19 protein-coding genes are annotated in these 23,090 nt (G+C 62.4%); 5 read left to right on the forward strand and 14 right to left on the reverse strand.

Features of this window, described 5'->3' with window-relative positions; genetic code table 11:
* The 3 genes from ACLP2E_RS22230 to ACLP2E_RS22240 form a co-directional block, all read right to left on the reverse strand.
* A partial coding sequence (locus ACLP2E_RS22230; RefSeq protein ID WP_442467161.1) for a multiheme c-type cytochrome occupies positions 1-521 on the reverse strand: 521 nt, incomplete at its 3' end.
* A gap of 202 nt (positions 522-723) precedes the next feature.
* Entirely contained in the window at positions 724-1,269 is a 546-nt protein-coding gene (locus ACLP2E_RS22235; protein ID WP_442462173.1) for a hypothetical protein, read from the reverse strand.
* A gap of 125 nt (positions 1,270-1,394) precedes the next feature.
* Positions 1,395-1,592, reverse strand: coding sequence for a hypothetical protein (locus ACLP2E_RS22240; RefSeq protein ID WP_442462198.1), 198 nt, complete (start codon positions 1,590-1,592; stop codon positions 1,395-1,397).
* A gap of 318 nt (positions 1,593-1,910) precedes the next feature.
* Between ACLP2E_RS22240 and chrA the strand changes: the two genes are divergently transcribed.
* Both chrA and menA read left to right on the forward strand, forming a co-directional pair.
* On the forward strand, positions 1,911-3,122 hold the full coding sequence (chrA, locus tag ACLP2E_RS22245) for a chromate efflux transporter (RefSeq protein WP_442467162.1): 1,212 nt from the start codon (positions 1,911-1,913) through the stop codon (positions 3,120-3,122).
* Positions 3,123-3,128: 6 nt separating this feature from the next.
* Positions 3,129-4,034: a 1,4-dihydroxy-2-naphthoate octaprenyltransferase gene (gene menA / locus ACLP2E_RS22250; RefSeq protein WP_442462171.1), complete on the forward strand. Its 906-nt coding sequence runs from the start codon at positions 3,129-3,131 to the stop codon at positions 4,032-4,034.
* An 11-nt stretch (positions 4,035-4,045) separates the two neighbouring features.
* Here menA and ACLP2E_RS22255 read toward each other — a convergent pair whose 3' ends face one another.
* Positions 4,046-4,948: a dienelactone hydrolase family protein gene (locus ACLP2E_RS22255; protein WP_442467163.1), complete on the reverse strand. Its 903-nt coding sequence runs from the start codon at positions 4,946-4,948 to the stop codon at positions 4,046-4,048.
* A gap of 142 nt (positions 4,949-5,090) precedes the next feature.
* On the opposite strand from ACLP2E_RS22255, the gene ACLP2E_RS22260 reads away from it, so the two are divergent.
* Positions 5,091-5,876 carry a pentapeptide repeat-containing protein gene (locus ACLP2E_RS22260; protein ID WP_442462169.1) on the forward strand — a complete coding sequence of 262 codons (786 nt, stop codon included), beginning with the start codon at positions 5,091-5,093 and terminating at the stop codon, positions 5,874-5,876.
* A gap of 9 nt (positions 5,877-5,885) precedes the next feature.
* Here ACLP2E_RS22260 and ACLP2E_RS22265 read toward each other — a convergent pair whose 3' ends face one another.
* The 9 genes from ACLP2E_RS22265 to aroQ all read right to left on the reverse strand — a co-directional run bounded on the left by ACLP2E_RS22265 (position 5,886) and on the right by aroQ (position 19,251).
* Positions 5,886-7,598 carry a bifunctional protein-serine/threonine kinase/phosphatase gene (locus ACLP2E_RS22265; RefSeq protein ID WP_442467164.1) on the reverse strand — a complete coding sequence of 571 codons (1,713 nt, stop codon included), beginning with the start codon at positions 7,596-7,598 and terminating at the stop codon, positions 5,886-5,888.
* Positions 7,599-7,762: 164 nt separating this feature from the next.
* Positions 7,763-9,022 carry an MFS transporter gene (locus ACLP2E_RS22270; protein ID WP_442462167.1) on the reverse strand — a complete coding sequence of 420 codons (1,260 nt, stop codon included), beginning with the start codon at positions 9,020-9,022 and terminating at the stop codon, positions 7,763-7,765.
* Positions 9,019-11,715, reverse strand: a complete 2,697-nt coding sequence (locus tag ACLP2E_RS22275; protein ID WP_442467165.1) for a molybdopterin-dependent oxidoreductase — start codon at positions 11,713-11,715, stop codon at positions 9,019-9,021. Before ACLP2E_RS22275 ends, ACLP2E_RS22270 begins: the two co-directional genes overlap by 4 nt.
* Before the next feature lie 24 nt (positions 11,716-11,739).
* Positions 11,740-12,075, reverse strand: coding sequence for a nitrite reductase small subunit NirD (gene nirD / locus ACLP2E_RS22280; RefSeq protein WP_442462165.1), 336 nt, complete (start codon positions 12,073-12,075; stop codon positions 11,740-11,742).
* A gap of 11 nt (positions 12,076-12,086) precedes the next feature.
* Positions 12,087-14,603: a nitrite reductase large subunit NirB gene (gene nirB / locus ACLP2E_RS22285; RefSeq protein WP_442467166.1), complete on the reverse strand. Its 2,517-nt coding sequence runs from the start codon at positions 14,601-14,603 to the stop codon at positions 12,087-12,089.
* 336 nt (positions 14,604-14,939) lie between these two features.
* Complete coding sequence (locus ACLP2E_RS22290; protein ID WP_442462163.1) at positions 14,940-16,055, reverse strand: CmpA/NrtA family ABC transporter substrate-binding protein; 1,116 nt, start codon at positions 16,053-16,055, stop codon at positions 14,940-14,942.
* The gene (locus ACLP2E_RS22295; RefSeq protein ID WP_442462162.1) at positions 16,052-16,642 is read right to left on the reverse strand and encodes an ANTAR domain-containing response regulator; all 591 of its coding nucleotides are present in this window, start codon (positions 16,640-16,642) and stop codon (positions 16,052-16,054) included. The genes ACLP2E_RS22290 and ACLP2E_RS22295 overlap by 4 nt, the downstream gene beginning before the upstream one ends.
* 48 nt (positions 16,643-16,690) lie before the next feature.
* Positions 16,691-18,808 carry an FUSC family membrane protein gene (locus ACLP2E_RS22300; protein WP_442462161.1) on the reverse strand — a complete coding sequence of 706 codons (2,118 nt, stop codon included), beginning with the start codon at positions 18,806-18,808 and terminating at the stop codon, positions 16,691-16,693.
* The gene (gene aroQ, locus ACLP2E_RS22305; protein ID WP_442462160.1) at positions 18,805-19,251 is read right to left on the reverse strand and encodes a type II 3-dehydroquinate dehydratase; all 447 of its coding nucleotides are present in this window, start codon (positions 19,249-19,251) and stop codon (positions 18,805-18,807) included. The genes ACLP2E_RS22300 and aroQ overlap by 4 nt, the downstream gene beginning before the upstream one ends.
* Positions 19,252-19,484: 233 nt before the next feature.
* On the opposite strand from aroQ, the gene ACLP2E_RS22310 reads away from it, so the two are divergent.
* Positions 19,485-20,189, forward strand: coding sequence for a carbonic anhydrase (locus tag ACLP2E_RS22310; RefSeq protein WP_442464780.1), 705 nt, complete (start codon positions 19,485-19,487; stop codon positions 20,187-20,189).
* A 57-nt stretch (positions 20,190-20,246) separates the two neighbouring features.
* Here the strand turns inward: ACLP2E_RS22310 and ACLP2E_RS22315 are convergent, their stop codons facing one another.
* A complete protein-coding gene (locus ACLP2E_RS22315; RefSeq protein ID WP_442467168.1) occupies positions 20,247-20,924 on the reverse strand; it encodes a PhoH family protein in 678 nt (225 codons plus the stop codon).
* A 422-nt stretch (positions 20,925-21,346) separates the two neighbouring features.
* Between ACLP2E_RS22315 and ACLP2E_RS22320 the strand changes: the two genes are divergently transcribed.
* Entirely contained in the window at positions 21,347-22,786 is a 1,440-nt protein-coding gene (locus ACLP2E_RS22320) for a hypothetical protein (protein WP_442467167.1), read from the forward strand.
* The last annotated feature ends 304 nt before the right edge of the window (positions 22,787-23,090 follow it).

Raw genomic sequence — 23,090 nt, forward strand, 5'->3', positions numbered from 1 at the left:
TGGTCGCCATAGACGTGGAACCAGCGCTGGCCGCCCTCCTCTTTCGGTCGCGTATCCCAGGCCCAGGGCAGCACCTGCACCCGCCCGTCGGAGAAAGTCACGAGATACTGCTGCAAAGGTTCGAGGCCGAAAGTGTGGCTGACCGTAAAAGTCTCGAGCTTGCCGTCGGCGCCTTCGGTCTCGACCTTGAACTGGCCGTCCTCGCGGAAAAAACGGCCGTGGGAGCCGGCATTTTCGATCTTCTGGCCGGCGAAGTCGGCGCGCACCGTCGCCGGCGTCGCCACCGACATGGACTTGGAATGTTGTGAGGCGGACCAGGCCTTGCTCTCGGAGGGATGGCAGGAAACGCAGGCGGAGGAACCGACATAACCCACCGGCGCCTTGGCCGACAGCACTCCTTTGTCGCTGTTCAGGGCCGAGGTCGCAGCGCTTTCCGCGAGGCAGGCGGGCGCCCAGGCGGCCAGCAGCAAAACCAGCAAGGCGCAGAAAAGGCTGCGTACACGCAGTTTCGGACTTTGCACGGTGAGACGCCTTTTTGCTGCGCTGTCGATCCCGAGTCGAATCGATTGAATCGCCGAAGACTTGAGACACGTGAATTTCGCAGTGCTTTGCGAAAAACGGGCGCCGCCTTCTCGCACACGGATAAAGCGCGCGCAACGATCTACGCCGCTGCATTTTCCGCGGTCGCCGACAGTCGGCGTTTGCAAGCTTGTGATAGCCCGATCAGGCGCCGCTGTTTTCGCGCGGGCGAATCTCGGTGAGCAAGCGCATGAGCTCGCCTTCCCCCATGCTGGCGGAAATCTCGCCGAAAGCAAAATAGGGAATCATGATCAGCACCATCAACAGGGTTGTCGCGAAGACTTGCGGCAGCGTCCCGCCGGCGAAAGTCACGGCGACATCCAGGGCCTTATGTCCATGAACTAGCCCGACGATTACTTCTTCGATGAAGGATAGGACGAGCAGAAGCAGGGCGAACATCAGCGATTTGATCAGGATTTGGTAGGCCACCCGGCCAGCTTTCGCCCTTTCGCCGAATTTGAATGTTTCCGCGAGCAGTATGAACTTGCCGAGGATTAGCGCTTTGACCACTGCCAGGCCGAAATGGGTGTAGGAAATGCCTTCGGCTTGAAGAATTGCCGATTTATAGAGGATCAGCGCGCCAAGACAGACAGAGAGATAAGCTGAAATGGCCAGGTAGCGGACCATTTCACGCTTTGCCTTCTCGACGAGCGTCATCGCCGCCGGCGCCGGCTGAGTAGTGCTTTCCATAACGCCACTTTTCTGACGGACGGTTTTATCCGCCCTTGATAAAAGACTTCGAGGTCAAACGCCGATCGGGGCGCGCCGCCCCTCGCTGGCGGCGAAGCAAGCGGAGGCAGCGCGCTTATCCGACTTTACCAGACGCGGCGGCGAACGACGACGGGACCGCGAACGACCGGCGCACGACGGACGCCGACGGCGCCGCGCGGGCCAGCGCAACCGGCGCGGTAAACGCCACGCGCGCAAACCACCGCATTGGCGTCTTCCATGGTCACAGCCATGGTTCCAACGATCATACCCAGAGCCAATCCCAATTGAATCAGAGACTTCATGGCGAGTTTCCCACTTTCGGCGCAGAGCGCCGGTTGCCAATTCTGCGGCGCTGGCGCCGATTGACATGCGGCAGACTAGTCCCCGCCCCGGCTTTACGCAAGCCGCGAAGGCGAACCAAGCCCGGCGGGAATCGGAGCACATTTTCGAAATATTCATGCAACTAAAATAGCACCAACGTATAGAATGATCGATGACAGTCATTTGACAGAAACGCCACAAGCGTAAAACCAGGCGTCCGCCACTTCACAGCGGGGGTTCACGACCCTATCCTGTCCCGGCGCCCGAAGCCCGACGAGCCCTAGTTGCGGAGGCAAAAGATGAGCGCCGAATTCGACGCAGCCCCCGTCAAGCTTCGCTCCCGCGTCGCCGAAGTGTTCTGGGCCTTTCTCAAGCTCGGTCTCACCAGTTTCGGCGGCCCGATAGCGCATCTTTCCTATTTTCGCGCCGAATTCGTCCAGCGCCGCCGATGGCTCGACGAAAAGGCCTACGCCGATATCGTCGCTCTATGCCAGTTCCTGCCCGGACCGGCGAGCAGCCAAACCGGCATCGTGCTGGGTTTTTTGCGCGCCGGGTTCATTGGCGGCCTGGTTTCATGGGCGGCTTTCACTTTGCCCTCGGCCCTCGCGCTCATCCTTTTCGCTTACGGAATAGCCGGCCTCGGCGACCTTTCCCATCTCGCCTGGCTACACGGGCTCAAGATCGTCGCCGTCGCCGTGGTGGCTCAGGCGGTATGGGGCATGGCGAGAAACCTCTGCCCAGACCGTGAGCGGGCCAGTCTCGCCATCGCCGCTACGCTTCTGACCCTTGCCGTCCCATCGGCGTATGGCCAGATCGGCGCCATCATCGCCGGCGGAATTTTCGGCAGGCTGTTTCTCCCCGCCGTCGTCGATGTGCGCCACAGCCCCCTGGCCCTGCCGGCACGGCGCGCCCATGCGGCATTGGCGGCCGCGATTTTCCTCGCCTTGCTGCTGGGGCTGCCGCTGCTGGCGAGCGCTATCTCAAACCATGCATTGGCGGTATTCGCCAGCTTCTTCCGCTCGGGCTCGTTGGTTTTCGGCGGCGGCCATGTCGTTTTGCCGCTGCTGCAACAGGTGGTGGTCCCGCCGGGGTGGGTCGACAACGATAGCTTTCTCGCCGGCTATGGCGCGGCGCAGGCGGTTCCCGGTCCGCTGTTCACTTTCGCTGCATTTCTGGGAACGGCGATGAGGTCGCCGCCGAACGGCGTTTTCGGCGGCGTGTTCTGCCTTGTCGCCATTTATCTTCCTTCGTTCCTGCTGCTGGTCGCCGCCTTGCCGTTCTGGGACGGCTTGCGCCAGCGTCCCGACGTGCAATCGGCGCTGAAGGGCGTCAACGCCGCCGTGGTCGGGCTGCTGCTCGGCGCGCTCTATACTCCGGTCTGGACCAGCGCGATTTTTTCGTCGAAGGATTTCGGCATCGGGCTGGTCGCCTTCCTGCTGCTGAGCTATTGGCAGACGCCGCCCTGGCTGGTCGTCGTTCTAGGCGCGCTCGTCGCCGCCGTATTGGCGTGATGAAGGATGAAGCGTAATTTGATGGAGCGTTGGAAGATCTGGCTGCTGGCCTGCCGCCCGCGCACCCTGACGTTGTCGCTGGCGCCGGTCGCGGTCGGCGCCGCGCTGGCCTTTTCCGAACACGGCGGCCTGCGCTGGAGCGCGGTTGTCGTCGCGCTTCTGGCCTCGGCGCTGATCCAGATTGGGACCAACCTGCACAATGACGCCGCCGATTCTTTGCGCGGCGCGGACGGCCCCGAACGGATCGGACCGAAACGCGTCACCGCCGCCGGCCTTCTCGCCGCCGCGAGCGTCGAAAGAGGCGCCGCCGCCTGTTTTGCCGGAGCGGCGCTCGGAGGCCTCTATCTGGTTTTTTTGGGCGGCTGGCCGATCCTGACCCTGGGCCTGCTCTCGATCCTCTGCGGCTGGCTTTATTCCAGCGGCCCAAGACCCATTTCCGCCACCCCGTTCGGCGAGATTTTCGTCATTGCCTTTTTTGGCCTCGGCGCGACTTGCGGGACCTATTGGCTAGCCGTCGAGCGGCCCGGCCACGCCGCCTTTTTGGCGCCCATCGTCGCCGGCCTGGCGCTCGGCCTGTTCGCGGCGGCGGTACTGCTGGTCAACAATCATCGCGACCGAGTCGAAGACGCCCGCAACGGACGGCGCACCCTCGCCATCCTGCTGGGACCGCAGGGAAGCGCGGCGCTTTATGCCGCACTGATGCTCGCGCCCTTCTCGTTGCTGCTCCCCCTCGACGCGCTGCTTCCTTCGCAATATACGCTCGTGGCGCTGGCGGCGGCGCCCTTGTCTTTATGGCTGATCCGGGGCTTCTTCCATGAGCCGCCGGGGCCGGGTTTCAATCTGATTCTCGCGCAGACCGCACAATGTCAGGCCCTGTTCGCGCTGCTTCTTTGTCTGGGCGCGGTCTTCTGACGCAAGGCGCCTCAACCGCGCAAAGTGCGGTTGAAAAAGCCAATGGTCCGCTCCCAGGCCAGTTTGGCGGCGGCCTCGTCGAAGCGCGGCGTCGTGTCATTGTTGAAGCCGTGCTGCACGCCTGGATAGACGAAGGCCTCATAGCGAACGCCTGCCGCCTTGAGCGCCGCTTCATAGGGCGGCCAGGTGGCGTTGACCCGCGCGTCGTCGCCGGCGAAATGCAATTGCAATTGCGCCTTGATGTCGGCGACCTTGGCAAGGTCCGGCGCGACGCCATAAAACGCGACGCCGGCGTCAAGATCGGGCAGGCGTTCGGCCAGAGTGTTTACAATGCCGCCGCCATAGCAAAAACCGACAGCGCCAAGCTTGCCATTGCCGTCAGGCAAGCTTTGCAGATGGCGCGCCGCTGCGATGAAATCTTCCAGGCATTTATTCTGGTCGAGTTGCCCGAACAATTCGCGCGCGCGATCCTCGTCGCCGGGATAGCCCCCGAGCGGCGTCAGCGCGTCAGGCGCAAGAGCGATGAATCCGTCGAGTGCGAGGCGGCGCGCGATATCCTCGATATGCGGGTTCAGTCCACGATTTTCGTGGATCACCAGCACTTTTGCTCGTGTTTCCTTGCCCTGCCAGCCGCCGGGCGCCGGTTGCGCAAGGACACCGCGCAAAACGCCTGAGCCTCGCGGCGATTGGATTTCGACTTTTTGCGCGACCAGACGCGTATCGCTGGGGCTGACCCTCTGCGCCTCGGCGAAACGCGGCGACAGCATCTCCAGAAGCTCCGCCGCGCTGACGCCGGCGACGGCATAGGCGGATGCCGCTTGCAGGAAGCCCCGCCTGGGGATCAGTCCGTGCACATATTGGTCGAACAGTCGCAGGACTTCCGGGTGAAAATCCTTGGCGGAGAGGCGCGGCATGAGATCGCTCCAATTGCGAGACCGGCGCAACAATAACGTGTATAAAGGCGTTAGCGGACGAGCGAAAGTTCGCGCAAGGGAACTCAATTAATTCAGTCGGATCGAAAAACGTTCCAAACCCATCCTCGAAGCGGAGCCGGACATGACGCTTGTGGCTCGACTTTTCGTGGCTTTAATGGTTCTCAGCCCGGTCTGGCCGAGTTCCGCGCAGGACATGATTCGAGGGCTTGATTTGACCTCGCCGGCATTCACCTCGGCCGAAATTTCGCGCGCCGACGTCGAGGCCATGATCAGCAAGCGCCAGCCTGGACAGGCGCTCGACCTGTCCAGCAAGAGCTTGAACGGGCTCGACCTCTCGAAACTCGATCTATCCGGCGCCAATCTTCGCAGCGCCCGCCTCAATCACGCCAATCTGGCGGGGGCCAACCTGCAAGGCGCGCTGCTCGACCAGGCCTGGGCGCTGGGGGCCGATTTCACCGAAGCCAATCTCAGCGGCGCGCATCTTTTCGGCGCCCAATTGTTGCGCGCGAAAATGGATCGCAGCAATCTCTCCGGCGCGCGCATTGCCGGCGATCTTTCCGGCGCGAGTCTGGTCGGCGCCAATCTGTCCGGCGCGGACGGATCGGCCGATATGAAAAACCAGTCCATGGGCCTGATGCACGCGATCATGCGTTCGACCGACCTGCGCGGCGCCAATTTTTCGCATTCCGATTTTTCGCGCGTCGACATCGAATTCGCGCAATTGAACGACGCTGACTTTTCCGGCGCCGATCTTTCGCACGCCGACGCGGCAGGCGCCGATTTTCACGGCGCAAATCTCGCCGGCGCGAAGCTGGATGGCATCGATCTGGCTTCGGCGCGGATCGACGCTGCCTCGGAAAGCTTGTTCGCCAAGGCGCTCAATCTGGATCGCGCCATTCGGCAATGACGGAGGCTGTCAGCGCCGCAGCAGCGCCCACGCCAGCAGGAACGCCAGCAGCGCAGAAAATCCCTGCCAGAACAATAGTGGATTTTTCTGATAAAATGCGATTTTCCGAGGCGCCGCGGGGGAGCCGGACCGGGCGCCAAGTTCGATCTCGAAGGCGAGCTCCAGCACGTCGCCATAGCGTTTGGCCGGATCGACATCGATCGCCTTGGCGACCGCCGCTTCCAGCCAGGCCGGCAGATCGGGCCGCAGAGCCGTCAACGAGGCCGGAGCGCCGAAACGCGGCTTCGAGAACGGCTCGATCTCGCCATAGGGCCAGGCGCGGGTAAAAAGGCGAAAAACGGTCACGCCGAGCGCAAAAAGATCGGACATTTCATCGCCGCCGGCGCCGGAGAAAAGCTCGGGCGCCATATAGGACGGGGTGCCGGGAATGTCCTCCGGGGGAAAGTCCTCGATCTGCGGCAAACGCGCCACGCCAAGGTCGATCAGCCGCAAGCCACCGCCCTTGAGTAGCAGCACATTGTCCGGTTTGATGTCACGGTGGATGATTCCGGCGCGATGGAGCACGGCGATGGCGCGGGCAAGCCGCGTGGCGAGTTGCGCACCCTCCTGCAAGCTTACGCAGGGCGCCTTTTGCAGCCGCTGCTCCAGTGTCTCTCCGTCATAAAAAGGCATGACCGAATAGAGGCGCGTCTGGCGTTCCGGCTGTTGTTCGATCACCTCGCCGATCCACGGGCTGCGCACGCGGCTGGCGACAAAGGCCTCGTTGATGAAGGCGCGACGGAATACCTTGTCCGCCGCCACGCGCGGCTGTGGAAATTTGATCACGACCTCGCCTCCGCCGCGCAGATCGTGCGCCCGCATCAGCCGGCTGTAGCGCCCTTCGGCGAGCAGGGAATCAATGCGGTAATCGTCGATCAAATTTCCGATCTCGGGCGCGGCGACAATCGGCAATTCGCCGAAATGATCGCGGATTTCCCGTTCGACCATCGGCGGCGTGTCGAGAATTTCGACGATCATCGCCGTCGAATTGTCGGCGCTTCCCGCCGTGATCGCCGCCTCGACGATTTTTTGCGCCAGCGCGTCGGGCGATTCGCGGAACCCGAGAATTTCCCGCAACCGGGCGTCGCTGAGTGCGCCGTGCACGCCGTCGGTGCAGAGCAAAAAAGTTTCGTGCGGACGCAACGAAAATTCCGCGTGATCGATGCGCAAGGCGTGTTCCAAGCCGACGGCGCGGCGCAGTATATTCTTGAAATCGCCGCGCCCTATCACATGGTCTTCTGTTAACTGCTCCAGCGCGCCCTCGCGGAAACGATAAAGCCTCGAGTCGCCAATATGCACGCAATGGCCGGCGCGACCGGACAGGATCAAGGCGGTGAAAGTCGTCGCCATGCCGGCAAGCTGGGGATCGACACGGCTTTGCGCGACGATCCAGGCGTTGACGGCGTCGAGCGAACGGGCGGCCGCCTGCTGGACGCCAAGCGAACCGGGCAGGCCGAAAAAACCGTCGAAAAAGCAGCGGACGGCCAGTTCGGCGGCCTCGCGGCCGCCTTTGCCGCCGCCAACTCCATCGGCCACGGCGGCGACGGCGTCGCGGCGCGCATCGAGGCGCGGCCGGCCGATGCGTGCGGCGGCGTAATCCTGATTGTCCGGCCGCCGTCCGCATTCCGTCGCGAAGCCGATCTCGAAGCGCAGATCATGGTCGTGACGGTCGAGACGGGACATGGAATGCGGGTTCCGAAAAAATGAACGCCCTCATTGTGAGCCGAGCGAAGCAATCCGGTAACTGCAGGATGAAGCCACTGGATCGCCGCGTCGCTTCGCTCTTGCAATGACTTTCTCGAATTTAACGTCTTTTTGTCGAGACGCGCAAAGCGCGCCTCAACATATCAAATACGCGCGCCCGAAACCGCGCCCCAGGTAGTGCGCCAGCGATGTTTAACGAAGGTCAATCCGGCGACGCCGAGCAGAGCCAGCACGCTGAAGAACAGAAAGCCCGCTGCAAAACCACCGGTCATGCCCTTGGACGTCGCCAGAGCCTTGGCGAGGAAGAACCCGCCGAGGCCGCCGGCGAAGCCGACGAGACCCGTCATGACGCCGACTTCGCCGCGAAAGCGCTGCGGCAGCAATTGGAACACCGCGCCATTGCCCATGCCGAGGCAGAGCGTGCCGAGCGAGAAAAGAGCCACCGCGAGCCAGCCTTCGGCCGGCAGTTCGGTCAACATCCAGCCCGCGCCCCCTGCCCTCCCAACGCCTTCAGGCAGTTGCGAAATTGCGAGATAGCAGGCCGCGACCACCAGGAACATGACGGTCAGCGACTTGATGCCCCCAACCCGGTCGGCGATGGCGCCGCCCACCGGGCGAAACGTCGAGCCGAAAAACACGATCAGCGACACCATCAATCCCGACGCCACCGGCGTGACGTGGAAATGCGAGGTAAAATAGAGCGGCAAGGCTGAGGCGAGGCCGACGAAGCCGCCAAAGGTGATGAAGTAGAAGAACATGAACCAGCGGCTGTCGGAGTCGAGCAGGAGCTTGCCGTAATCCTTGAGTCCAATCCGCTTGACCGATCCGGGCGCGTCCTTCGCCGCGAAAATATAGAAAGCCAGGATAAGGACCATCGGGACCAGCAGCGCGGCGTAAACACCCTGCCAGCCGAAATGTTCGGCGATGGCGGGAGCGAAAAGCGTGTCGAGCACCACGCCCATGTTGCCTGCGCCCGCTATGCCCATGACGACGCCCTGGAGATGAGGCGGATACCAGCGGCTGGCCTGCGGCAAGGCAACGGCGAAGGAGGCGCCGCCAAGGCCGAGAACGGCGCCGAAAACCGCCACTGCGCCGGGTCCGCTCAGGCCGAACCAGAACACATAGGCGCAACTGAGCGTCATCACGATCTGCGCCAAAGTTCCCGTTAGTTTGGACCCGATCGTGTCGGCGAGAATGCCCATTGGAATGCGCAGAATGGCGCCTGAAAGAACGGGAATGGCGACGAGAGTAAGCTTCTGCTCGATCGGAATATTCATCTCTTTGGCGATATAGACCATCAACGGACCGAGCGAGACCCAGGCCATGAAGCTGATGTCGAAATAGAGAAAGGCCGAGAGCAGGGTCGGCCAATGGCCGGATTGCTTGAGGTCGGAAAGTTTCATTCGTTCACCCTTTTTACAAAGCTCGAATTTTGGCTCGCGGCGAGCGCGGGATCGTTCAGCAGGCGTTCGATTTCAGGCCTGCAGGAGCCGCAGCCGGTTCCAGCCCCCGTCGCGGCGCCGACCGCGTCGGCGCTGCTGAGGTTCTTCTCGGCGATGGCGTCGAGAATGATGTTGGCGCCGACGTTCAGGCAGACGCAGATCTTTCGGCCGGGATCGCGACAAGTGCGCGGCGGACGCCCGGCGAGCAAAGCCAGAGGAATCGCTTCGCTGTGCGTAAATTGCTCGCACAGCCAGGCGCGGGAGGCGGCGACCGGCGCGCGGTCGATGAAAATCGCGCCGACAATTTCGCCTCCGCGAACTGCAACGCAGCGATAGGCCCCGGTTTTGTCGTCGCGCATCGCGATCATGTCGCAATCCTCCGCAGCGTCGAGACCGAAGATTTTCCGCGCGAACAAGTCCCAATCGGCCAAGGCCTTCATGCGCGCCAGCTCGATCCGCCAGCCGCCTTCGATCCGCGCCAGAGCCCAATAATCGCAGTCGAGGCTTTCCGGCTTTTTTCGCGTCAGCGCAAAGGCGTAAAAGGCGGGATAGAGAGGCTTAATCGCGACCGGCGTCGCCTTGCTTTCCGGCTGGCCCGAGATGGGGTCGACCACCGGCGCGATGAGCGCGCCAACCCGCGCCTGCGCGGCGAACTGATCGGTCCAGTGGATCGGTGCGAAAACGCAGCCGCGCCTCTGTCTTTCCGTAATTTGCGCGCGAAGAATCACAGACCCGCGCTTATTGCTCAAACGCACCAATCCCGCCGCATCGACGCCGAGCTTTGCCGCGTCGAGCGGGTGCAATTCAGCGTATGGTTCGGCAATATGCTGCGACAGATTTTGCGCCCGACCGGTGCGCGTCATCGTGTGCCATTGATCGCGCACGCGCCCGGTATTGAGCAGGTAAGGCTTGCTCGCATCTGTCTTCGCGGCGACGCCATGAAAGCTGGCGGCGATGAAATTTGCGCGGCCGCTTTGGGTGAAGAATTTGCCGTCCGCGAAAAAGCGCTTCGACTTTACTTCCGTCGCCGCGCCGGCGGGACAGGGCCACTGGAATGGCGCCAGCGCGTCATAATCCACGTCACTGACGCCAGCGAAAGCCGAAATATCGAAATCGCGCGTTCCCTCATTCTCAGAGCCCGAAAGGCCTGCGTGTTCGCGGAAAATCGCAGCCGGTCCGTCGAAGGAAAAGGCTTCCCCAAAGCCCATGCGCTTGGCGACGTCGCAGATCGCCTGCCAATCGGCGCGGGCCTCACCCGGGCCGCAGCGAAAGCCGCGCTGGCGCGAAATGCGGCGTTCGGAATTGGTAACCGTGCCATCCTTTTCGCCCCAGGCCTGCGCTGGCAACAGCACATCTGCGAAAGCCGTCGTGTCGGTTTTTTCCACGACGTCGGAGACCACGACGAAGGGGCATTTTTGCAAGGCCGCGCGGACGAAATCGGCGTCCGGCAAACTGTCGACCGGATTGGTGCCGATGATCCACACCGCCTTGATGCGCCCGTCGTGGATCGCCTGAAAAAGTTCGACCGCCTTGAGGCCGGGCTGGCTCGCAAGACGTGGCGCGTTCCAGAATTTTTTCACCACGGCGCGATGCGCTTCATTGCCCAATTCCATATGCGCTGCGAGCATGTTGGCGAGGCCGCCGACTTCGCGTCCGCCCATGGCGTTGGGCTGGCCGGTGACGGAAAAAGGACCGCAGCCGGGCTTGCCGATACGCCCGGTCAGCAGATGGGTGTTGACGATAGCGTTGACCTTGTCGGTCCCGGCAGAGGACTGGTTGACGCCCTGCGAATAGAGGGTGACGGTCTTGTCGTTGCCGACCACCAGATCGTAAAATTTTCGCAAGTCCTTAAGCGGCAGGCCGGTTTGCGCGGCCACTTTTTCTTCGCTCCATTTTTTGGCGACGGCGAGCGCCTCGTCCACGCCTTGCGTGTGATTGGCGACGAATTTCCTGTCGCGTCGTCCAGCCTTTTGCAATTCGTGCAACAGCCCATTGAACAGCGCGATATCCGAGCCCGGCGCCAGCGACAGATGCAGGTCGGCGATCTCGCTGGTCGCCGTGCGGCGCGGGTCGATATTGACGACTTTCGGCAGGCCCCCGCGTTTTTGGCGCGCCGCCGCCAAGCGCTGATAAAGGATCGGGTGGCACCACGCGAGATTTGAGCCGACCAGCACGACGAGATCGGCTTCCTCCAGATCCTCATAGACGCCAGGCACTGTATCCGAGCCGAAGGCGCGCTTGTATCCGGCGACCGATGAGGACATGCACAGCCGCGAATTGGTGTCGATATTGGCCGAGCCGACAAAGCCTTTCATCAGCTTGTTGGCGACGTAATAATCCTCGGTGAGCAATTGGCCGGAGACATAGAGCGCGATGGAATCCGGGCCGTGTTCGGCGATTGCTTCGCCAAGATTTTTCGCCACCAGATCGAGCGCCTCGTCCCAACTGGCGCACGCGCCGTCGATTTGCGGACAGAGCAGCCGCTCCTCATGGGCGAGCACTTGCGCCAGCGCCGAGCCCTTGACGCAGAGGCGGCCGAAATTGGCGGGATGGCTTTTGTCCCCGGATACGCTTACGTCGTCGCCGTCGATTTCGGCGCTGACGCCGCAACCAACGCCGCAATAGGGACAGGTGGTATTGACCGTTTCACTCATCGGTTTCGCCCCGCATCGTCATCCTCACGCCGACGCCGCCACGCCCATGTCGAGATAGACGTGTCCGCGCTCGATCTTGACCGGAAATTTGCGCGCGCAGCCCGCGTCGCCGGCCGCCATGCCGGTTTCCAGGTCGATGATCAGATTATGCAGCGGACAGGCGACCTTGTGGCCGTGGACGATGCCCTCGCTCAGCGGTCCGCCCTTGTGCGGACATCTGTTCTCCAAAGCGAAAACATCGTTGCTGGCGGTGCGGAACACCGCGATCTCGCGACGCGGCGTTTTCACCGTGCGGGCGCCGCGCAGGGGTATCGCGCTGACCGGCCCGACATCGAACCAATAGGTCTTGTTCTCTTCCATCGAAAAACCTTTCACTCGGCGGCGAGAGGAAGCGCCGGCGACAGCACGGCGAGCGGCATGAATTCATGCATGTCCTTGCCGGCGGCGCGTTCGGCCCAGGGATCGCGGCGCGCGACGCGCTGCGAAATCAGGAAGCGCTCGTAAAGGGCCTTGCGATTGTCGTGATCGTCCATGATCGCGGCGCGCAGGCGCTCCAGACCGGACTTCTCCACCCATTTCCAAAGGCGGTCGAGATAAGCGGCTTCCTCGCGATACATCTGCATGATCGCGGCGACGTGTTCGAGCGCCGCCTCTTCACTGTCGACATGGCCCAACAAATCGGTGGCGCGCACATGCAGGCCCGCCGCGCCGGCGACGTGAAGGTCGTATCCGGAATCGGTGCAGATCACGCCGATGTCCTTGACCGTCGCCTCGGCGCAATTGCGCGGGCAGCCGGAGACGGCGAGCTTGACTTTCGCCGGCGTCCACGATCCGCACAACAACTTCTCCATCTTGATTCCGAGGCCGGTCGAATCCTGCGTGCCGAAACGGCACCAGTCGGTCCCGACGCAGGTCTTCACCGTGCGCAGGCCCTTGGCGTAGGCGAAGCCGGAAACCATTCCCGCCGCATTGAGCTGCGCCCAGACGGCGGGCAGGTCCTGCTTTTTGACGCCGAGCAGATCGATGCGCTGGCCGCCGGTGACTTTTACGGTCGGGATCTTGAAACGATCGACGACATCGGCGATGGCGCGCAATTCGTCCGGCGTGGTCACGCCGCCCCACATGCGCGGCACCACCGAGAACGTGCCGTCCTTCTGGATATTGGCGTGGACGCGCTCATTGACGAAGCGCGATTGGTAGTCGTCCTTGTAGTCGTAAGGCCAGTCACAAAGCAGATAATAATTCAGCGCAGGACGGCAGGTGGGACAGCCGCCGGAAGTCTTCCAGCCGAGCTCCTGCGTCACCGCCGGTTGCGACTTGAGCTGTTTCGACTTGATGAAACCGCGTACTTCCTCATGGGTCAGATCGGTGCATTTGCACATCGGCCGGCGGCCGGAAGCCTGATAGCTCTCGCCGAGCGTCGCCGCCAGCAGCAGTTCGACCTTGCCCGCGCATTGTCCGCAGGAGGCCGAAGCCTTGGTTTTCGTGCGCACGTCTTCGAGCGTGGTCAGTCCACTGGATTGAATCGCCGTGACGATGGCGCCCTTGCAAACGCCGTTGCAGCCGCATATTTCCGCGTCATCCGGCAAGGCTGCAACGGCCGCCGTAGGGTCCAGGGGGGACCCTCCCTGATAGGCCTGCCCGAAGATCAAAGTGTCGCGCATCGCGCCGACGTCTTCGCTCTTTTTCAGCAGGTCGAAATACCAAGCGCCGTCGGCGGTGTCGCCGTAGAGCACAGTACCGACGATTTTATTGTCGCGCAGGATGACGCGCTTGTAGATTCCGCGCGAGGGATCGCGCAGCACGACCTCGTTGTTTTCGTCGTCGTCGGAAAAATCGCCGGCGGAAAACAGGTCGATGCCGGTGACCTTCAACTTGGTCGACGACACCGAGGGAATGAAGCCGCCGGTCGCTTCGCCGGCCAGTTCGCTCGCCAGTATTTTCGCCATGTCATAGAGCGGCGCCACCAGGCCATAGCATTGGCCGCGATGTTCGACGCATTCGCCCAGTGCGAAAATGTGCTCGTCGCTGGTGCGCAGAAAATCGTCGACCAGCACGCCGCGATTGCATTCGAGGCCGGCGGCCTTGGCCAAAGCCGCATTGGGACGGATTCCAACCGCCATGACCACGAGATCGGCGGGCAACACGCGCCCGTCCTTCAGCTTGACGCCGGTGACGCAGTTCTCGCCCAGGATCGCCTCGGTATTGGCGGCGACAAGCACTTCGATACCGCGCTCGGTAATGGCTTTTTGCAAGAGATAGCCGGCGTTGGGATCGAGCTGGCGCTCCATCAGCGTCGCCATCAGATGGACGACCGAAACTTTCATGCCCTTGAGCGAGAGACCGGCCGCCGCTTCAAGCCCGAGCAGGCCGCCGCCGATGACCACGGCGTGGCCGCCCTTTTCCGCGGCTTCATGCATCAAGGCGACATCGTCGAGATCGCGAAAAGTGACAACACCTTTCAGATTGGCGCCGGGAACCGGAATGACGAAAGGCTGCGATCCCGTGGCGATCACCAACTTGTCGTAGGGGAGCTTTTCTCCGGCGGCGGTCTCGACCGCCCGCGCCTCGCGGTCGATGGCCACGATCGCCTCGCCGCGCCGCAGGGTCACGCCATGTTTGGCGTACCAGGCCTCGTCGTGAATGATGATGTCTTCGAAAGCCTTTTCCCCCGACAGGACGGGCGAAAGCATGATGCGGTTGTAGTTTACGCGCGGCTCGGCGCCGAACACGGTCACGCTCATCGGCGGATGGTTCTTGGCGAAGAATTCTTCCATGGCGCGCCCGGCTGCCATACCGTTACCGATCACTACCAGCCGTTCGGCGTCTTGACGCCTGTTCTCGTGAATATGCTCCCGCTCTCGCGCTGAGAATACTTCCTGTTCCATGGCGCCACCTTGAATGGGGACGGCCCGGCGCAAAGGTCGATCTTGAGGCAGAATTGGGGTAACGACGCCCGAATCTCCGTGCCCACCTCAGATGGGCGCCGGATGGCCTCAAGCAAAAACCGTCGTTGGTTTTCGCGAACCGATGGTCGGGGTCGTCATTGACCTGTGGCCAATGGAGCAAAAGCCGCGCCAATTTTATTGCGACGCAATATCATGTTGTTTTTTAAATATTTTATATATTTTCCAGCCTTCCGGGCGGTAAGCGTTTTGACGCAGGTTTTGGCGCCGGGCGCCCAAAAATCGGAGATAACGCTTAAAAAACATTCAGCCTGTTTTTTAATCATCCCTTGGGACGGTCAAAACGTCGAGCATCTCGCGCCAATGTTCGGGATCGAAGGTCGCGTCGCCGAAAAGCGGCAACGAGGGCGTAGGCGGGGCTCCGTCGAGCGGCCAGAACGCCAGCCGGGCGCATTCGGCTTGCTGCTCCGACGCGACCGCATGTCCCGCCGCGACCATCAGCATATAGAGAAACAGCGCCTGGTCTCCCGAAAGCGCCGTGGCCTCGGAATCGAGCCTAAGCCAGGGCGCGGATCTGCCGTCCTCGCCAAGCGAACGCGCCACCATCTCCGCCGTCAGTCCGGAACCGATATTTTGCGCAATAATGGCGCAGAATTCGGCGCGGTTTTCGGGCGCCTCGCCCCAGACTGCGGCGCGGCGCACGGCGCGGGCGGCGGCGCGCGCCAGTTCCGGCTCGATCCGCGCCGCTTCTCGCGGAAAAGCCAGCACCTTTTCCGGACAATCGCGCGCCAACGCGCGGCTGGGATGCAGAATTTCCGCCTCGCCCGCCTGTTGCGCCAGTGTGTTCCAAGGCTCGCCGACGCAGAAACCGTCGATGTAACCGCCCGCTATGCTCTGCTCCATCAAGGGCGGCGGCGTCACCATCAACCGCACGGCGCCGGGATCGATCTTTCCAGCGGCGAGCCAGAGAAGCAATTGATAATGATGACTCGAAAAGGGAAAGACATGGGCGAAACGCAAGGGCGGCAGGTTCTGGATTTTGCGCTCGGCGACGATTTCCGACAGCGCTCGCGCCGTGAAAAGCGGATCGCTCAAGTCTCCCGAAACGTTTTCTCGGGAAATTTTTTCGCGAAAAACCGCCGCCAGAGCGGGCGAAACGGAAATGGCGTTGCCGTCGAGCCCCAGGGCCACGGCGCCGATCATTGGCGTCGGGAAGCCATCGAGCCCAAGCGCGGAGGCGACCACGGCAGGCGCCAGCATATGGGCGGCGTCGCAAATGCCGAGCGCCAGCTTGTCGCGTAGATTGGCCCAGGAGGCTTCCGGCCGCAACTCGAAAACCAGACCCTCCTCGCGGTCGAATTTTTTGGTGGCGGCGACGAACAGCAGCCCGGCGTCGGTGAGCGGCATGTAGGAAATGCGCAAAACCCGGGTCATTTCAAAAGCTCCGCGGCGGTGAGGATGGAGCGGGCGATTTCGGCGATTTTCTTGCCCTCGTTCATCGCCACCTTGCGCATCATCGCATAGGCATGATCCTCGGAAATATTCTTCGCCTTCATCACCAGCGCCTTGGCCTGGTCGATGACCTTCCGGTCGGCGAGCTGGCTCTGCGCGACGGCCAGTTCCTCGCGTAACCGCGAAAAGGCGTTGAAGCGCGAGACCGTCAGATCCACGATATTTTTTACCCGCTCTTTTTTCAGCCCGTCGACTACGTAAGCCGAAACGCCGGCGTCGATGGCGGCGTTGATCATCGCCGCGTCGGAACTGTCGGCGAACATGGCGACGGGCCGCGCGTTGGCGCCGCTGACGCGGATCATCTGCTCCAGCACGTCGCGATTGGGGTTTTCGAGATCGATCAGAACGATGTCGGCGTCAATGGCCTGCAGGCGTCCTTCGAGATCGAGAAAGCTGTCGACGACGATCACTTGCTCGTACCCGCCCTCGCGCAAGCCGTCGCGGAGAATCGCGGTGCGCAATGGATTTGGGTCGACGATGACGATGCGGAGATTCTTCTCGTCGGACAAGGCCTTAAGCTTTCTTCCGCCGGATTATAGCGAGCGCCTCCGCGCGCGTCACGCTCGCGCCAGATTTTCGGTTGCGATTTGCCTCAGACGCACCGCCTCGCGCAAAACCTCGGCGCAGCGCTGGCGAAGGGCCGAGAATGCGGTCACCCCCATTTTCTCTCCGGAGGCCCAGGAAATGTCTGGGTTCGGCGCGGCGAGATCCAATTCGGCGAGGACCGCGCGCCGCGTCTCGTCGAGCAGTTTTTCGCAAGCGGCCGCATCGAGTTCATCGCGCCGGCTGCGAATGAGCAGGCGCACGGTGACGATCTGCGCCGCCGTCGTATAGGCGCTGGCGATGAGCTTGCCGTAATCCGCCCAGAGCGCCCGCGCCTTCGTCGGTTCGCCGCGCATCCGCGTCGCCGATTCGCTCAAGGCCGCCATGGCCTCGATCAGGTTCTTGCGCGCCAGCCGATATTCCAGTTCCGGAACCTCGAAACGCAGCGCCCGGTCGGCGTAAAGCGCGAGATTGGCGACGAAACTGCGCGCGACCGCCGGCGCGCCATGCCGCTCCCATTGCGGCAGGATCAGGTTGAACAGGAAGGCAATGGCGACACCAATCAAGGTATCGACCAGCCGCGCCAGGACCGGCGCGGAATAGACCGGATCGATGAGGTGCAAGGCCAGCAACGCCATTACCGTCGCCGCCGTCGAGGTGATGCGGTAATCGACGCGCACATAGGCGTGGGCGATGCCGATGGCGGCGAGCTGGACGGCGTAAAGCAGATACGGCGAGCCGGTCCAGAGCAGGACGCCGGCTATGCCGCAGCCGAGAATCGACCCCACAAGGCGGTCGTTGCGCCGCTGACGGGTAACACTGTAGCTGGCGCGCATGATCACGGCGATGGTGAGCAATATCCAGTTGCCGTGGCGGAGGGCCGGCACGAAGAGTATCAGCAAATAGCCACTGCCCAGAGCGAGGCCGAGCCGGACGGCATGGCGGAAGATCGGCGACGACCAGCGGATTTCGCGGCGCAGGACGTCGAGCGACACCCGCATGGGCGGCACGAATTTGCGCAGGTCCACGCCCGCCAGAGCCTGTCGCGCCTTGTCCCGGCGAGTTAGAACCAACGGCAAACGGGCGAGATGCGAGACCACCCAGGAAAAGCGTGCGCGCGTCAGCCGCGCGGCGCGCAGCAATTGCGGATCGGCGGCGGGATCAGCGGCGATCCCCGCGATTTCCTCGGCGAAAAGATCGAGCGTCCCCTGGTGGTCGGGAAAGCAGAGTTTTTTCCGGCCCATGGTCAGGTCGAGCGCCATGCTTTCAAGCTCAGCCGCAAGTTGCATCAGCAGTTCGGCGACCAGGGCGGCGAGACGGCTGTTTTTGGCGGCGGCGAGACGCAAGGGTGCCTGATCGGCATGGGCCGCGACCACGCCGTCGAAGGCTTCGAGCAGGACGACCAGACCGGCGGTTAGGCGCAAGGCGGAAGGCCGGTCGCCGGCGCCGGCGATCAGCGCGCGAGCCGCCTGCAAATGGTCGGCGAAAGCCGCCTGCTGCTCCAGCACTTGCAGGTAGAGCGCGGTCTGGTCGGGATTTTCACGATAGAAGCCGGCGACGCTGCGTAGATAGGCGGCGAATTCGCGCAGCACCTCTGCCAGCGTCAGGCGTCGCCCCGAGGCGTCGAGCAGCGCTGTCAGCGCCAGTCCGACTGGGATGTAAAGCGCGCCGCCGAGCGCGAACAGGACCACTTCATGCAGGCGCCCTTCGAGATCGGCCGGCGGAGCGCCGAGGGTGAAGACCATCGCCAGCATCACCAGCACGCTCAGCGGGATCGCCCAGCGACCCCACGCCAGCAACAGGCCGGCGCCGATGCCGACCGTCACGATCACTGTCCCCTCCAGCAGCGGATGGCCGATCGCCATTGCCGTCGCCAGCGAGGCGAGCACCGTGCAGATCCAAGCGAGCGGCAATATCCGCACCTTGGCGGCGAAGGGCGACGGCGTGTCGCCAATGCTGACGCAGAGCGCGCCCAGGGCCGCCGCCATGCCCTCTTGGAAACCAGCGGCTCGGCCGACCGCCAGCGCCACGGCGAAGACCCCGACCGCGACTGCGAAGCCGTTCAGGATGTGAAGACCGAACAGGTATTTTAGCAGTTTCGGCCGCGGCGCCGCGCCCAGCAAGGGACTCAACCTTTGTTGTCGATCAGCTTCGCCAGGCGGCGAAGCGCCAACTCGTAGCCCTGAGCGCCGCAGCCAATGATGACGCCGTCGGCGCGTTTCGACACGAAGGAATGATGCCGGAATTCCTCGCGTTTGTGGATGTTGGAAATGTGGACCTCGATCACCGGCGGCTCGAAAGCATTCAAGGCGTCGAGCAGCGCCACGGAGGTGTGGGTCAAAGCGGCCGGGTTGATAGCCAGCCCGCCGGCTATGCCGCGCGCCTCGTGAATCCAGTCGATCATTTCATATTCGCGGTTGCTCTGGCAGAAGCGCAGTTCGAGCTTGAGTTCAGCGGCAAGCGCCGTGCAGGCGCGCTCGATGTCGGCAAGCGTCTCGGCGCCATAGATGTGCGGCTCGCGCTGGCCAAGCAGGTTGAGATTGGGACCGTTCAACACATAGACGAGACGGCTCATCGAGAGCATTTCCTTTCAACACCGGCGCGCCACGCCCGATGGTCTTCCGGTTCGCGCAGGCCCGGCTTTCGGCGCTGCCCCACCCCTGTGGAGCTGTTCTTGCGGCGGCGGGATATTGCCCGTCTTTTCCCGAAAAACAAAGTCGCCTTCGGGATTGCCTTCCGGCGCCGATCCGAGCAAATTTGCCGTGCGCGCGACAGACGAGGCGCGAAACATGCGAACTGGAGGCCGAGATGATTTCACGCCGATTGTTCTGCGGATGCCTGGCTGCGGCCGGAACCTTCGCCGCGACTGCCGTTCATGCGCAGATGGAATGCGCCGTTTTCACACCGGATCGCCAAAAAAAGACCACGCCGGCGGAAGCCCTGGAACGGCTAAGGCAGGGCAATGACAGACTGCTGGCCGGCAATTCGATCCATTGCAATCTTGCCGCCCAGCTCAAGGAAACTGCCTCCGGCCAGGCTCCTTTCGCGGCCATTGTCGGCTGCATCGATTCGCGCGTGCCGCCGGAACTGGTTTTCGACCAGGGCATCGGCGACATTTTCTGCGCGCGGGTCGCCGGCAATATCGTTGATATCGATATTATCGGCAGCCTGGAATATGCGACCAAGGTGGCGGGCTCCAAGGCGATCGTCGTTCTCGGCCATAGTTCCTGCGGCGCGATCAAAAGCGCGATCGACGGCGTGCAACTCGGCAACATCACCGCGCTTCTGGAGAATTTCCAGCCGGCGCTGGCGACGATCACGCCGGAGGATGGCCCTCGCGACTCGCACAACTATCCGCTGGTGCAGAAAGTGGCCGAAGCCAATGCCCGGCTCACGGCCGCCAGCCTGACCAGGCGCAGTCCCATCATCAAGGAACTGGTCGAAACGGGAGAGCTCAAGATCGCCGCCGCCATGAACGACATCAAGACCGGCAAGGTGACCTGGCTATCTTGAGTTATCGCGAGACCGCGCCGATAAAAGGCGCGCGCGACGGCGCGCGCCTTTTATGGATCAACAATGCGCGCTGTCGCCTTCGAACGCCCGCACCCACATGGCGCAGATGCCGGAGCGCACGATATCCTCGATGCTAAACTCGATCACCGGAACCGGCAGTCCGTGCGAGCGGATCAATTCGATCATCCGGCCGAGGCCAGAGGCCTGCTGAATGTCGGACTGGTTGATGTCGCCGTTGACCACGCTGATGCAATTCTCGCCGACGCGGGTGAGAAAAGTCTTGATCTCGGCGACGCTGGTGTTCTGCGCCTCGTCTAGCAGGATGAAGGCGTTTTTCCATGAACGCCCGCGCATGACCTCGAAGGGCACCATCTCGATATCACCGCGTTTCAGCGCGATCTCATAGGGGCCGGCGCCGATGCGTTCCTTGATCGCGTCAACGATCGGCACCGCCCATGGTGCGAACTTGTCCTCCAGCGAGCCGGGGAAAAAGCCGAGCGAACGGCCACAGGGAACATTCGGGCGCGTAAGGATGATTTTATCGATCCGGCCGTTGCGATAGAGATCGGCGGCGTAGGTGGCGGCGATCCACGTTTTGCCCGTGCCGGCGGGGCCAAGGACGACGATTTGCTGGCTGGAACGCAGGGCGGCGAGATACTGGGACTGGTTAGGATTGAGCGCTTTTATTGGTGGCAGGACACGGTCGTTCTGGAATTTCGATCCTTTGAACTCGATGATTTCTGCATCTCCGTGTTGACGATCAACGTATTGACGGGAATTTCGGCTCTTTTTACGTTCCAGTTGCTTGCCCACGCGCGGACTCCTCAAGGATGAATCTATGGGCGCGCATTCCGCTTCAGGGCGGAAAGCACGGGGGAGGTATAAGCGACACGACTGGGTAATATGCGAGGGAGGCTATTGCACTTCGACTTGAAGGTGACGCCATCGGCCTGCTCCTCGCTAATGCAAGAATAAGCGATTCGTTCCTAATACAAAATTAAATATTTCGATTTCCACGATTGCGTCGGTTGCGCGCAAGCTTGCTCGCTCAAATTCGACTTAAAATCCGTATGATCCCGATCGGTCGAACAGGACGCGCCATGCCCCATGCTTTTCCGCCCCGACCTTCAAGGCATCGCGAACCTTTCTCACGGGATTTGGCTTCACTGTTCAAGGGCCAGTCAGGCGAAGCCCTGCTGGCGATGACGCTGGCAAGCGGCGGCGACGAGCGCATCGCGCTAAGCGCCGACGGGCGCAATCCTTACGGTGCGCCAATCCGCCCGGCTACGGACGAAATCTGGTTTGCCTCCTCCACCGCCTCGGCGATTTCCAGGCGAGGATGGGCCGCCGCCGGTGACGCGCTGCCGCTGGCCTTTTCCGCGACCGGCGCCGAAAATTGGTTCGCCGGATTGCGGCAGAGGATTCTCTTGGCTCTGGCGCCTATCGGCGCCGACCTCGTGTTCTGCGCATCCGGCACGCAAGCCGAATACGTCGCTCTGTTTTGCGCGCAAGCCCTCGATGGCGCCAAACCAAAGCGATGCCTCAATCTGCTGGTCGGCCCCGGCGAGACCGGACGCGGCGCAACTTATGCCGCAGGCGGCAGGCATTTTTTGAACTCGGCCCCTTTCGGCCTGTCCAGGCAAGGCCAGATCGTCGAGGGCTGGTCGGCGGAGTCGGTCTTCCTCGCGACCATGTCGATTCGCGACGAATCCGGCTCGCCCCGCCAGGAGGAAGACATCGACGCCATCGGCGAATGTTTCGCCCGCAACGTCGTCGCACAAGGCGCGCGGGCGCTGCTGCATGTGCTCGATTGCTCCAAAACCGGCCTCGCCGGCTTTTCGCGCGACCTAGCGAAAAGACTGAGGGACGAATTCCCCGAAAATATCTCGGTGGTGGTGGACGCCTGCCAAATGCGTTGCTCGCCGGAAACAATTCACGCCGATCTCGCCAACGGTTTCATGGTCATGATTTCGGGCTCGAAATTCCTCGGCGGCCCAGCCTTTTCCGGCGCCCTGCTGCTGCCCCCCGACATGATGCGGGCCTTGGCGAAACGTCCGCAAATTTGCTGGCCGGAAGGTCTCGCCGTCCATACCGCCTATTTCGACTGGCCCCCGTACTTGCGCGAAAAAATCGCGGGGCCATTTGGCGCGCGCGCAAATCAGGGCCTCGGCCTGCGCTGGGAGGCGGCGCTCGCCGAATACGAATTCTTCCGCGCGCAAAAGCCGGAAGTATTCGAACGCGCCGTCGCCCTGTTCGGCGAGGAGGCGGAAAGAAATCTCGCGCGCACTCCCGGCCTCTCGCGCGACAGCGCCAGCGGATCGCCAACCATCCTTCCGATTTTCAGCAAGTCTGAGTCCGGCGCGCCCCTGCCCGCCGACCCGATCCACGGAGCCTTGCGCAAGAAAAGGATGCATCTCGGCCAGAAGGTCGCCGTGGGCAACGCCGAAGTCTTGCGCCTGTGCTTCGCTGCGCCACAGATCAATGACTTCGCTTCACGCCTCGCCGACGGCTCCGACGAGGCGGCGGCCTTCGCGCCGCTGGCTAACGATATGCGCCGACTGTTCGACACATGGGGCGCGCTGCTCGCGATCATGTGAATTGGCGGAAAAATGCGACGAAAAACGGCAAGACGACCGCGCGCACTGACGACGCAGCACATATCACGCTCAGGTTGTAAAAAACTCAGAGCGCAGCACGGGTTAAAACAAGCGAAAAAACCGCTATTTTATCGCTAATTTTGCGCGCAACCGCATCAATTTGCGCTGTTTTTCGTTCATTTTCACGCCGTTTTCACCGCCACAACCGTCAGGTTGTCTTTTTTCGGCCGCGGGGCGCGAAGCTTTCGGGCTCCCGCGCGTACCTAGTTTGAGAGAGGGAAAACCATTTTAATTCAAGGACAAG

This window comes from Rhodoblastus sp. (assembly GCF_052145335.1).
In the GTDB taxonomy this organism is placed as follows: Bacteria; Pseudomonadota; Alphaproteobacteria; order Rhizobiales; family Beijerinckiaceae; genus Rhodoblastus.